The 12293-nt window shown below is 49.0% G+C and carries 11 protein-coding genes; 3 read left to right on the top strand and 8 right to left on the bottom strand.

Going from position 1 to position 12293, the window contains the following annotated elements:
- Positions 1-63: 63 nt before the first annotated feature.
- From rihC to FD28_RS06765, 6 genes are all read right to left on the bottom strand, one after another.
- Positions 64-978 carry a ribonucleoside hydrolase RihC gene (gene rihC, locus FD28_RS06740; RefSeq protein ID WP_057733894.1) on the bottom strand — a complete coding sequence of 305 codons (915 nt, stop codon included), beginning with the start codon at positions 976-978 and terminating at the stop codon, positions 64-66.
- Between the two features lie 84 nt (positions 979-1062).
- The gene (locus FD28_RS06745; RefSeq protein WP_057733896.1) at positions 1063-2379 is read right to left on the bottom strand and encodes an NCS2 family permease; all 1317 of its coding nucleotides are present in this window, start codon (positions 2377-2379) and stop codon (positions 1063-1065) included.
- A 673-nt stretch (positions 2380-3052) separates the two neighbouring features.
- Positions 3053-4309, bottom strand: a complete 1257-nt coding sequence (locus FD28_RS06750; protein WP_057733897.1) for a NupC/NupG family nucleoside CNT transporter — start codon at positions 4307-4309, stop codon at positions 3053-3055.
- A gap of 280 nt (positions 4310-4589) precedes the next feature.
- Positions 4590-5417 (bottom strand): alkaline phosphatase family protein, encoded by an 828-nt coding sequence (locus FD28_RS06755; protein ID WP_191982161.1) that lies wholly within the window; start codon positions 5415-5417, stop codon positions 4590-4592.
- Between the two features lie 1393 nt (positions 5418-6810).
- Complete coding sequence (locus FD28_RS06760) at positions 6811-7503, bottom strand: SDR family oxidoreductase (RefSeq protein WP_268888934.1); 693 nt, start codon at positions 7501-7503, stop codon at positions 6811-6813.
- Between the two features lie 522 nt (positions 7504-8025).
- On the bottom strand, positions 8026-8292 hold the full coding sequence (locus FD28_RS06765) for a hypothetical protein (protein ID WP_057733902.1): 267 nt from the start codon (positions 8290-8292) through the stop codon (positions 8026-8028).
- A gap of 478 nt (positions 8293-8770) precedes the next feature.
- Between FD28_RS06765 and FD28_RS06770 the strand changes: the two genes are divergently transcribed.
- Positions 8771-9370, top strand: coding sequence for a hypothetical protein (locus tag FD28_RS06770; RefSeq protein ID WP_057733904.1), 600 nt, complete (start codon positions 8771-8773; stop codon positions 9368-9370).
- Between the two features lie 137 nt (positions 9371-9507).
- Positions 9508-9768, top strand: coding sequence for a hypothetical protein (locus tag FD28_RS06775; protein ID WP_057733907.1), 261 nt, complete (start codon positions 9508-9510; stop codon positions 9766-9768).
- A 144-nt stretch (positions 9769-9912) separates the two neighbouring features.
- Here the strand turns inward: FD28_RS06775 and FD28_RS06780 are convergent, their stop codons facing one another.
- Both FD28_RS06780 and FD28_RS06785 read right to left on the bottom strand, forming a co-directional pair.
- The gene (locus FD28_RS06780; protein ID WP_057733908.1) at positions 9913-10299 is read right to left on the bottom strand and encodes a MarR family winged helix-turn-helix transcriptional regulator; all 387 of its coding nucleotides are present in this window, start codon (positions 10297-10299) and stop codon (positions 9913-9915) included.
- 234 nt (positions 10300-10533) lie between these two features.
- On the bottom strand, positions 10534-11301 hold the full coding sequence (locus FD28_RS06785) for a hypothetical protein (protein ID WP_057733910.1): 768 nt from the start codon (positions 11299-11301) through the stop codon (positions 10534-10536).
- 327 nt (positions 11302-11628) lie between these two features.
- On the opposite strand from FD28_RS06785, the gene FD28_RS06790 reads away from it, so the two are divergent.
- Positions 11629-12255 (top strand): hypothetical protein, encoded by a 627-nt coding sequence (locus FD28_RS06790; RefSeq protein ID WP_057733912.1) that lies wholly within the window; start codon positions 11629-11631, stop codon positions 12253-12255.
- The last annotated feature ends 38 nt before the right edge of the window (positions 12256-12293 follow it).

Raw genomic sequence — 12293 nt, forward strand, 5'->3', positions numbered from 1 at the left:
TGAATAAAGAACTGGTCTAGTAGAGCAGGTGTTGCACTTCAATTTTAAATCGAGGTCACTTAATTAGTTCTTAATGGCACGAACTTCTTCAAGGAACCACTTGTTGAAGGCTACCGCGTCGATGTCCACGGAAACCTTGGCATTGGTCTTGCCATCGTGGTAAGCACCACGGATGTCACCAACCGTTTCACCAATGGCTGGGCCATCAGTGACCACGTCGATCCACATGTCTTCCGTCTTGATTGCTTCTGGGTGAAGCAGGTAGAAGATGGTGTTCACGTCATGCATCGCGATACCGTTGTCGTTGTTGTCACCATCGTTAATGATGATGTCATGCAGCATCTTCCCGGTTTCGCTGATCTTTGGCAACTCTTCGATGCTTTCGTGCGTCAAGAGGGCCTTCATGGTAATGTCCAAACCAACCATCACGATTGGAATACCAGACTTGTAAACGATAGCGGCGGCATCTGGGTCGGTGAAGACGTTGAATTCAGCAGCACTGGTCATGTTCCCCTTGCCTAAAGCACCACCCATGGCTACGATGCGGTCGATGTGGCTCTTAACTTCTGGGTATTCTGAGAAGAGCAATGCGATGTTCGTGTATGACCCCGTTGGAACCAACGTGATTGGGTCAGCACTTGCCATGATTTCATCATGTAAGGCTTCCACGGCCGTCTTGTGGAGTGGCTTTGGCAAGTCAGTTGGGAATTCGTAACCAGGCATCCCTGAAGCCCCGTGAATCCGGGCAGCGTCTTCGAAGTCCTTGAACAATGGTTGTTCAGCACCCGCAGCAACTGGAATGTCTTGGTTGAAGAACCGAACGATCTTCAAAGCGTTGATGGTGGTCTTATCAACCGTTACGTTACCAGCAACCGTCGTGATCAACTTCAAGTCGATGTTAGGGTCGTTGATGGCCATCGTCAAAGCCGCTGCATCGTCAATACCTGGGTCTGTATCCATAAGAATTTTAATCGTCATGTTAATTTCCTCCCAATGAAATGAATTCAATTTTTAGCGCGGTCAGTAACCGCTTACGTTTAACCCTTAAGTGAAACCCTGCCGTTACAGCAGGGCACTAAATACTAAATCAAGTAGGAACAGCACGCCTAACAAGTAGACGGGCCACGTCATCTCCTTGGCTTTACCGAGAACCACCTTCATAATCGGGTAGCACACGAAACCAAAGGCCAGACCGGTCGAAATGCTGTTCGTGAATGGAATCAGCACAATGATCAAGAATGCTGGGAACCATTCGGAAAAATCAGCCATCTTAATGTTGCCAATAGCGGCCATCATCAGCGCCCCGGTAATGATAATCACCGGCGCAATGGCTGCGGATGGCACATAGGCCAACAGGGGCACGAAGACCAGTGACAGCGCGAACAGCACCGCGGCGACTAACGCCATGATCCCGGTCCGCCCACCAGTCTCGATTCCCGAAGCACTTTCGGCCGCGGCAACCGTGGGACTAGTTCCTAAGAAACTAGACAGGAAGGTTGTGACCGAACTACCTTCGAAGGTCTTCTTGAACTTCTTTTGATTAGGCAACAGGCCCTGCAGGAGGCCCATGGATTCAAAGACCAAGATCATGGTCATGGAGAAGGCCGCCAAGATAAATGGCGTGCTTAACCAGTGAGAGAAATCGTTCTTGAAGACAATCTCGTGGTACTGTCCCAACCGTGCAAGGTCCACGCTGGGCGTGTCACTATCCTTTACCCCGAAGAAGAAGGCCACTAAACTCGTTGCGATAATCGCAATGAAGAAGTTGCCCTTCACCTTACGAATGTACAGGATCAGGCTGAGAACTAGGCCAAACAGGGCCAATAACGGCGTGGGTTTGGTCAAGTCCCCTAACACGACCAGCGAAGAGGTCTTCCCGGCGACAATCAGCCCGGCTTTTTCCAGGCCGATTTCCACTAAGAAGAGCCCAATCCCCGCGGTAATCCCACTCTTTAACGATTCGGGAATCGCCTCCGAGAGAATCGTCGACACCTTGGTAAAGGCGATCAACATGTAAATAAAACTGGCGACCGCCGCAATTCCCAAGGCTTCCTGCCAACTCAGACCCATGTTCACCACAATGGTGTAGGTAAAGAAGGCGTTGACCCCCATCCCCGGCGTCAGAATGATTGGCGCATTGGCCCAAAAGGCCATGACCAAACACCCGATCACCGAGGAGAAGATGGTCGCGAAGACACTCAAATCGGTGGGAATCCCCGCATCCTTTAAAATCAGCGGGTTCACAATAATAATATACGAGATGGCGAAAAAGCCAGTAACTCCCGCGATCAGCTCGTTGCGGACGACATCCTTATGCCGCAAGGCTTCTCGAAGCGTCATGTTATTCGCTAAGTCCACCTGCGATGGTTGCTTATCCATAAAAATCCCTATCTTTCAATGCATCATTACCCGACGCACAGACTTCAACGGGCTTTGCAACCGAATGGTCTCACGCATCCGGCTGGGTTTCACTTCCCGGCTAGGAAGGTCGGCACCCGTACGGACTAATCAAGCAGTCACTCGTTAGTCTCGCTACATTGTACATAATCTTTGTTAAAACTTGTGGTGAAGGCAGTTGGGTAACAAATGCCGATGTAGTCGCCTTACCGGGTGGGCCAAATAGACTGGAACGCGGTGGGCGGACGCCAGAAGCCACAGTGCGGTCTTCTGGCTTGCCATTGAACCTCTGAGAATCGAGTTTCAATGGCACCAATTCTCTAAGCGGCATAACCCACCGCTAAGTGAATTCCCACGGCTGAGCCTATTTGGCCCACCCTCACGGCTAACTTCGGTTAGAACCCAAACTGACCTTCAAAATACTGCCTCAGAGTTCAAAATCAACCGCCACCACTCATCAGTCCTTCACTCACCGACGTTACCTCCAATGGCTTCGTAAAACCATTTGAGCAAGGCGCTCAGCCACCATTACCCGAGATAAGTCACCGGTGCTTGTTGTACTGATTAAGGGGGCATTTGACACAGATAGCCCAAAGCCAACGGCCCTGGGCTATCAATTTTTAAACTTCAATCTAAGCTAACGATTGGTTTAATCTTACCAAACGAAGAGACCAACGATCCCGGCAGAAAGCAGGGAAACTAAGATCCCAGAAAGTAACATGTAACCAACGTTCTTAGAAATCAATTCGTTGTTTTCGCGGTCGACAATCCCCTTGAAACAACCAATGATCATCCCAGTAGTTGAGAAGTTAGCAAAGGAAGTCAGGAAGACCGTCAAGATGGCACGGTAGTGAGGTGAGAAGGCGTTCGTGTTGATGGTAGAAGCAATCTTACCCATAACAACGAATTCATTCGTCACCAGCTTAGTACCCATGTATTGGGCGAAGCCGAATGCATCGTGCACGTTCAGACCCATTAACCAAGCAAATGGGAACATGATGATCCCCAAGATGTGTTCCAAGGATAACCATGGGTTGAAGAGTTCAAGCAAACGGTCGATCAATGCAGCTAAGGCAACGAAGGCGATAACGTTTGCGGCGATGATCAAGATCAGACGGCCGGCACCCAGGATAGAGTCACCCAAGAATGAGAAGAATGGTTCCTTCTTACCGTCATCTTCAACAGCGTCTGCTTCGGCACCAGAGTTTGAACCACCGATTTTGGCGATAGTATCTTCTTCTGGGGCAACTTCAACAGGGTTCAACATGTTCGTCACGATGATGGCGTTCAAGATGTTAATTGGAACGGCCGTCAAAACGAATTGACCAGGAACCATTTGGGTATATGCACCCAGAATGGAAGCAGTGATACATGACATTGACATCATGGCAAGGGTCAAGTTACGTTCCTTACGCATGCTCTTTAATTGTAATTGAGAAACGGCTAAGGCTTCAGTGTTACCTAAGAACATCATTTCAACAGAGAAGAATGATTCGAACTTAGGTTGTCCAGTGATGAAGGAAAGGCCACGACCAACCCACTTGATGATCCAAGGCAATACCCCGATGTAAGTCAGGATATCGAACATTGGAACAACCAACAAGATTGGCAGCAATGAACTCGTAATGAAGTTCATTGACTTGGCAGTCCCGCCGAATTGTGGGGTAACCCAGTTAGGTAAGGCGAAGACGATCCCTTGGTAAGCCACTTGGACTAACCAGTTGAATCCATCGGCAGCACCCTTAACGATGTCTTGCCCGATGGAGAAACTAGTGAAGAACCAAGCCAGAACCAAGTTAAGAACCAGAACAATAGCAGTTGATTTCCAGTTGATTTTCTTCTTATTCTTCGAGAACAAGAAAGCGATGGCGAGGTAAACAATTACCCCTAAAATATTGACTGCGACTAGCATTGGTCAAAATACCTCTTTCCGATATTATTCTTTGATGTATGGACGTTTGCCATACAAAAGTTGACACGATGTTGCTGCAGAAATTATGTATCGCATAACTTCTGTTACGAACGAACGACATCAGTTCGTAACAGCTAGATTTCAACGTTTTCAGCGAATGGTGAAATTGCAAAATAATAGATGTATCGTTGCTTACTCGACGTTGACCTTTGCAACCTAGCGATTACCCCCTGATACTGGTGCTTCCTCACCCCCCTTCAAGGTTCGTTCAAAACGTTTTTTATTGCGTAAATTCATTTAAAAAGCTATGTCCGGCAGCGTGGTTCGCTAAACCGAAGTTCTCCAGCACGGTTGCGCCGACATCGGCTAGCGTCCGCCGAATGCCCAACGCATGTGTGCTGGGCCGCGAGGCTGAATAAGCCAGCACCGGCAAATACTCTCGTGTCGGCGTCACGGTCGCCGTGGGATCAACCGCATGGCTGGCGGTCACAATCATCAGGTCGTTAACCCCCATGTCGTGAATCACCTGACCAAGCGCCTCGTCGGTGTGCATCAGCGCCTCACCGAAGCCCTCGATATCGCCGTGCTCACCAGCGAACTGGAAGTCCGGTAACATCACCAACGCCATGCCCGAGGCGGGCCGATAAATCAGCTCGTTGATCACGCGGAAAGCTTCCTGGTTACTACCCAGTTGCACCTTCTCGGCCGCATCCTGTGTTTGTAAATAACTCAGGAACGGTGCCGCGATCGTCACGGGATAACCCGCTTCTGGCAAGGTCGCCAGGACGCTCTGCGTGCGGGTGCGACCATTGTAGTCCCACATCTCACGTAAACCCGTTGCCGGTCGATTGTCCTGGGCCGCCATGTGTAAGCGACCGAAGAACCCCATGGGCGTGGCCACGGGATCAACTCCCAGTATCGGATGGTCAACCCGAATATTTCCGAGTCCCAACCGCTGTAATGTTGGAAGATTTAGTTTACCCGACCAACTAACCGCGACATGACCTAACGTGTCAGTCCCGACAGACTGGAAGCGGTTTGCGTCCGGGGCTTCCCCCAAACCTAAACCGGCAAAGTCAATCACGAAAATGCGATGAAATGCCACCATTTCTCACTCCTTAGGTCAACACTGAAACAAAATTCCAGCTGGTGTTTTTTCGGTCTAGTAATAATATACCGTTTCCGCGAGCCCCTGTAAATGGGTGATTGCAAGAAAAATGAGAAACTCAAATTCCGAACATTGCGGCCATTAACCACCGTTAGTGAGCGGCTCAATCCGGCTATCTGCCAGCGATTAGCGGGGTTGGTGCCAAATTGCATAAAAGGATTTACTCGGCGCCCCAATCCACAATGTTAGCGCTACCACTTGACATGAAATACCGTACCACTGGGAAGCTCACCTGTCAAACTGTTTTACGGGCTGGACTATTTTTAGGCCCGCAATCATTTGGTTGATCCGAACAACTTACCTTAGAAGTCACAAAAACGGGCTTCAAGTTGAATGGAGATAACTTGAAGTCCGCTAACTTCCGGAAAGGAGGTTGTGACTTAATTCCCGTTTCGTAATCATTTTAATACTTAATCGCCTCATAACTAATATTTCGAACCAACTGTCGCAGCCGTACAATCATACTATATTTTATTTCAGGCTACCGTTTTGGTTTGTAACGGTGACGCTTAATTCCTTCATTACCCTAACAGAACACGCTTTAACGATTTTACTTAAAATCCTTGCATGACCTCTGCTACTGCAACATCCGAGCTCTAGTTAACGCCTGTAACACTGTCTACACGTCTCTAAACACACACGCTTACGTGAAGCGCTAAGCTGACACTATATTCAGTTGTTCATCATTCTTGAACCTGTTACTTGTTGCTTGAATCCACCAGAGTTCGTTAGAAGGTTTATCGGAGTTGTCTGATACTTTCTGTGTTGCGGGTTACTCTACTCGTAAAAATCTGACTTACGTCAAAACGGAAATCAGTTTCCTAAAGCATTGTATCAACTAGATCATGTGGTGCAATCACAACTCTTAATTCCTTTCCGTGACATAATAGTAACACGGATTGTAAGCGTTTGCAACAGTTTTGATAAAACTTCTCAACTTATTTTGTCTGACCCGCCACAAACGCGATAAGACCGGCTTTTGGGCCAAAAAAATACCGCTAACGAGTCGTGGTCGTTAACGGTATCGCAACGTATGAATCAATTCCAGGCAAATTCCATGGGTTCTTGTTTGGAGGAAAAGTTTCACAGAGATGAGCTTAGTAAATTGATTCCAAATTAAATGACACAAAACACACAGGTCGTGCGGCGCCTTGCGCAACACACAACATAGTTATACCGCGAATTTACTTGTAATGCACACTTTTTGAACCCACAATTTTGGGTCGGTGTGAACAAGTGCTGTCGCAGGGGCATTTATGGTAGGAAAATTAATTTTGTTATTATCGCGTAAAAAGGCAGTACCTGCTCCGGCACTGCCCCCCGCATTTCTAAATTAATACCACGCTGGCTTGTCACCATCCGTGTTGGGCTTGTTAACCCCCAGTGATTCACGGTTAGCCTGGCTAGGGTCGGCCACTAGCTTAGCCACAACCGCGGCAATACTCTTGCGTGAAACCTCGGTTCCCTTGAAGGCTTCACCCTTCTTGGTGGTTTCGTAATCAATCTCATCCTTGTTATCCAACCAAGCCGGCCGAATCAAGGTGTAATTAATGTCGGAATCTTCGATGACCTTAGCCGCAGCGGCGTAAGTCTCCAAGTAGCCGCCATCCAGCATCTGGTGATTCCACTTGCCGTAGTTACCAGGCACTTCATCGTAAATGCCCAACGTGGAGATCCAGATCAACCGGTCCACGTGGCTCGCCGTCATCGCAGCCACTACCGCTTTGGCTTCAGCCTCAATGTTGTGACCCGCCAGGTTGGCGTAAACGATGTCGATGCCCGTCATGGCTGCCTTTAGGTCCGCCTCATTGCTGGCGTCCCCTTCAACGACCTTCACCCGATCACTCGCGGCATCGGCTAGACGCTTGGCGTTTCGCAGAAATAAGGTCAGCTGATTCTGATCATTCTCTAAGAGCTGTGCAGTTGCTAACTTAGCAATTTTCCCATTGGCACCCAGTACTAATACGTTTGTCATCATTATGTCCCCTTTTCGTTTTTGTCTACGGTTATACTGTAATACTTGCAGTTACATTTAGCAACCGAAAAGGGTTGATCTGTGATAAATTCTCTGACCCATTGACAATAAAATGGCCGCAATCGCGTGCTATGACAGGCTGATGAGCGTTATGGCTGTTTCCTGCCACCTCGTCCGCCAACGATTCCGGCTGCTGTGGGGACCGCCTGCGCCCTGAGAAACGGTCCTCCGGCTCGGTTTGAAGCCTGACCAAAACCGTCAGTCTCCAAACACGTCCCACGCTGTAAACCGAGTGAGGAACCTCGGTCAACAGCGTCGACACAGCTGCCTCCATCATTAGCCGCCTTCGGTTACGGTAGTGCTTGATTTTGAAGTTAGGTTAGAAATACACCGATTTATGAAGTAGAAAGTCGCTCCCCAATGTAGCTGCGAGCGAGCCAAATTTGGGCTATATGCTAAACGATCTCACTTGATAGATAGTGACTACAGGCAATGTGTTCCGTTAGGTGGCTCGGTTTAACCGACCCAAATAAAAAGCACCTCAGCCGCAACGACTGAGGTGCTCTTTGAAATTTAAATCAACATTAACGTAACGCCTTCGATTGGCGTGAGACTGTCGCCGAGGTCACCGAAGACCAATTCCTTCGCAAAGACAGGTTGGTCAAGTTCGGTCAGGTTCGTCTTCTCAATGGTCAGATGATAACGGCCATGCCGGTCCTTGCTCAAGCCATAGTTCACGAATTCTTGTTCGGGGGCGTATTCCGCAAAATGGACGGCGTAATGTCCGAGCTGGTGAGAAACGACCAGACGAATCCCGTTTTCATCTCTAAAAATGTGCAAAATTGTTCACTCCTAAATTGATTGAAACTACCCTAATCTCGGCACAAAAACAAAGGAAGGGTCGCAACGACGCTCCCCTTCCGTTATCGGCCCGTAGCCAATCAAGATTGGGAAACGTGCCGCGGCTGTCGACAATCACGGCTCATCAACCAATGATTAACCTACGTGCGCACAGTGATGTCAGCCTTGCCAAACCACAAAGAGTCCAGCTTCACCAGGATAGTTCCTCTATGTACTTAGATTGTACCATACTTGCTCTAAAAAGATTAGTCACGGCCGGCCAGCCGGCAATATTTGCGAAAACTTAAGCCATCCCCTTGCCAGTGACGGGGGAAACATGCTTCAATATTAGTAATAAAGTAATTAATTATTGGTCGCCGGGCCGTGTACGAAGCGCATCACCGCTGATAGCAGGGATCAGCCGGCCACCTTAATTATTAAATGACTAGTAATTACGTAACTTCGATGGAGGCCCACAATGGCAAATACAAAGAACAGTCAAGCGGCAAAGATTCGGCAACAAATTATTTCATGGTTACAAGACGACCAGACCTCAGAGGTCGTTTCTGAAGACAAGTTCCCCGGCATTCGGGGTATCCGGGCCGTCAAGCTCCGCGCCATGTTGGGCAAATTGGGCTACGTGCAATCCGTCGTGATGGGCGCGGTCTCAGCAGCGCCATCCATTGATCCACGGATCAAGAAGGCCGCCGTGAAACCCCGGGAGGTCTATTACTATTTCGATGCCGACATGCCGGCTCCGGCCAAGGTGCAACGGCAGGCCCAGCGTGCGGCGGCCACGAGCACGACGACTGCCAAGCCAACGACGCGGCCCGTTCAGATCAAAACCACCGGTCTCACCGGACTCTCCGGCACACCAGCCTTCAAGCAGCTGTTGGCGGCCAATGCCCAGCTGACCGGCGCGGTCGACGAACTGCTCACGGCCGCTCAGGAACAACGGCCCCTAACCGACCTGGAACTCAATTTTCTCACGGAATTTGCCACTAAATTGGCCCAGCAGACGGAGTCCCTGCAAAACTTCACGACGCAGTCTCGCATTGATCGTCTCCGGCGACTATAAACTTCGTTAAGTTGTTCACTTATTAAGTTATGGGTGAAATTATTTGACCAATTTAACGTTTTTTGTGGAATTCGCTTGACTTTTGGGCACTCGACCTTTAATCTGTTATAAATTACTTTTATGGGGGACGATTGCTCATGGCATTGCATGAAGAAAACCGGGTCTATTGTGAAAAGACAGAACTTTTCTCAAATTCATTCTACGGGACGATTACCAAGATCTACGAACACTCCGCACTGGTGAAGGTTGAACCTGAACAACTCGCCAAGAAGGAAACAGATAAAATTGACTCTTTCGGTGACTTAGTGGTCATTCGGCTCAGTGAGCTCCAACTGGTGGACGCCGCTGGCAAGCCAATGGCGGAACCAGACGACGAACCGCTGGAAGCAGCAGAATAATTAAAGATTGGCCGGTCCGCAATAGGGATCGGCTTTTATTGTGGGCACATTTTGCCCAGCTTAAAACCAGCGGTCGGACTATACCTGGGTGCCGCTACGAAAAAGAAGATGCAAGTTGTCCCGCATCTTCTTGGTTAGTCTCGGTTAATGGGCATTGACGATCTCGGTCAGCTGCTGGATCAACTCCGGTAGCTCCTCGTTGAGAACGTCGCTGACGTGTTCCTCAATGCGTCGGCCACGCGGTGTGATTTCAAAAACGTGATAACGACGGTCTGTCGCTAACGTTTCGTCATCAATGTAGCCGTTGTTGAGCAGCCGGCTAATCTGAATCGAAATCATGGACTGGCCCACATTGAGCCGCCGGGCCAGTTCACTGGTGCTGACTTTCTCTAGGGCGAGTTCGTGTAAGATTCGATACTGTTCAAACGTAATTGCATCCCCGCTGCTTGGCCGTTTGATAAAGGGACGCAGCAACGAATTCAGCTGATGAATCCGTTGGACGTCCACGGCTAATTTATTGGCTTCCATCATGTTACTCTTCCTCCTCGTGACCACCGACAGTCTGATCTCGTCGGTCCGTCTTTAACATAGTCATCGCGTAGTGGTAACTCAGTGGGTAAAACCATAAGCCCTAAAAGTTACCTCCCCTAAACATCCTACCACAGATAACAGACTACATTATAAACAAATCACATCTTAGCCAAATTTGCTATTAATTTCTTAATACGGAGAGCTTAAGAACGTTGCAACATCGGTCATCACGGTCTAGTACTGCTCATCCTCCAAGTGAAAGATCTCGCGGTTGCCGCGCAACACACTGCAGACCACCCGGCGAATGGTCTCACGACTCTTGGGATGATTGCATACAGTCATGCAGGCTGAGACGATAATCACAACCCGTTCTAGGCGAAATGCTCGTCCATCAAAACTATCTTTGGTGGCGTTCTGGTAATCGTCGGGCGCAAAGTGACGGAGAGACTCTTGATGTTCCTTGATCAGATGACGCTTAATCGCGCTCGCCTCTTTGATCTTCTTGCGCAACCGGGTATCCGTATCCCGAAATATCATCTCCATCCCATCCTTCAGTTGCACGCGGACTCTCTTCTCAGAAACCGCGTTGACACGTTCGACTGCCTGAATTCCCACCCAACTGGTCTGATTCTTGCGTTTCGGCTGTTCGGTAACCAACAATTGCAGGTTGCCACTGACAATCGGCGTCGGGCCGCTGAGATTCAATAGTGCCACGTTCGTGTGATAGTCGTGCCACGTTTTATCCGTGGAATCAACTGCCATATTGACTAATTCTCTTGGTGCCAAGGGGGTTCGAAAGAAGCCGTCGTTTTCAGTTAAAACGATGGTATCGGCCGGGCGGTTGTTCTTTACAAACAAGAGCGACTGCCAATCCACATCAATCTCTCCCCGTGGGACGGCGCGGGCAATATCCTCTGGTTTCAGATGGGTAAAATCGATGACGCCCGTTTTCTCAATCTCTTGTCGGACGTCGTGCGCTAGTCCATTCAACAAATTAGCCATTTACTAGTTCCCTTCTAACGAAAATTAACGTGTCTGACTGATGACCACGGTCTTCCTGTGGCTCAGCTATAGATTCCCACAAAAACCGAATTATAGCAAGAAATAAACATTGAATTTTAAAAATAATTTATCAGACAAAATATAAACATCTTCCCATTATCAATGGTGTTTGGCCACAATCATTCGCCCCAAAATACACGAACTATAATTTAAATTATACGGTTTAAATTCGATTTTTCTCATAATTTTAGCCTGGATTTTCATGGAGATTTCATGTAAAGACGCGCGGAAATTGCTATAATCTAGGTAAAAGTGAGGTGATGGGTGATGGTCAAGCAACGTCATTCCTTAAGTGCCGTGCTCACCAAAGCACGACTTATTTTAGCTGATGGGGCGAGCTATGAGGAGGTCTTGAAAAATTTGGATATCCCGGGGTGGTACCTAAGCGAGCTGGAGCACAGCCACATCGCCCACCCCAATCCCGACCTGTTGGCCTTGATTTTCCAATGTTACGGTTTAAATGCGCAACAGGTGGCCGACTTGCAACGAGCGGAGGACCTCACCACGGCGTTATTTGAACTAACTATCTCCGACGATCTGCAACTGGCGGCCAACCATCACCAAGAGATGGACTGGCCGAACAGCGCTGAATTTGCCGCGAAACACGGCGTCATTAAGCCCACTGATCCCCGTGATCGGAACAGCTACGCCGACATTCTGCGCTGCATGCGTTTGGAGACCAGTGACTGCCCCATCCACACGGCAAGCCTTATCTATGGTGTCTCGCCCATGGCCTATTGGCAGATGGAAGCGGCCCAGATCCCGGTACCCGAAGAAATTGTGGCGGCGGTAGCGGCGCAACTGCAGGTGACTGATCTGCGCCCATTTTTGGAAGCGCCCGACTTAGCAGTGGCGGTTGAACGGCAACTGCGGGCGGTGGCCGATAATTTTTGAAGTTAACAAAAGGACCACCCAGATTGGGCGGTCCTTGT

Origin of the sequence: Levilactobacillus hammesii DSM 16381, from assembly GCF_001434395.1 — a bacterium.
In the GTDB taxonomy this organism is placed as follows: Bacteria; Bacillota; Bacilli; order Lactobacillales; family Lactobacillaceae; genus Levilactobacillus; species Levilactobacillus hammesii.

Bases quoted from the DNA above. Each gene is read 5' to 3' on its own strand.
- rihC (WP_057733894.1), bottom strand. From the start codon at position 978: ATGACGATTAAAATTCTTATGGATACAGACCCAGGTATTGACGATGCA.
- FD28_RS06745 (WP_057733896.1), bottom strand. From the start codon at position 2,379: ATGGATAAGCAACCATCGCAGGTGGACTTAGCGAATAACATGACGCTT.
- FD28_RS06750 (WP_057733897.1), bottom strand. From the start codon at position 4,309: ATGCTAGTCGCAGTCAATATTTTAGGGGTAATTGTTTACCTCGCCATC.
- FD28_RS06755 (WP_191982161.1), bottom strand. From the start codon at position 5,417: ATGGTGGCATTTCATCGCATTTTCGTGATTGACTTTGCCGGTTTAGGT.
- FD28_RS06770 (WP_057733904.1), top strand. From the start codon at position 8,771: ATGGCAAATACAAAGAACAGTCAAGCGGCAAAGATTCGGCAACAAATT.
- FD28_RS06775 (WP_057733907.1), top strand. From the start codon at position 9,508: ATGGCATTGCATGAAGAAAACCGGGTCTATTGTGAAAAGACAGAACTT.
- FD28_RS06780 (WP_057733908.1), bottom strand. From the start codon at position 10,299: ATGATGGAAGCCAATAAATTAGCCGTGGACGTCCAACGGATTCATCAG.
- FD28_RS06785 (WP_057733910.1), bottom strand. From the start codon at position 11,301: ATGGCTAATTTGTTGAATGGACTAGCGCACGACGTCCGACAAGAGATT.
- FD28_RS06790 (WP_057733912.1), top strand. From the start codon at position 11,629: ATGGTCAAGCAACGTCATTCCTTAAGTGCCGTGCTCACCAAAGCACGA.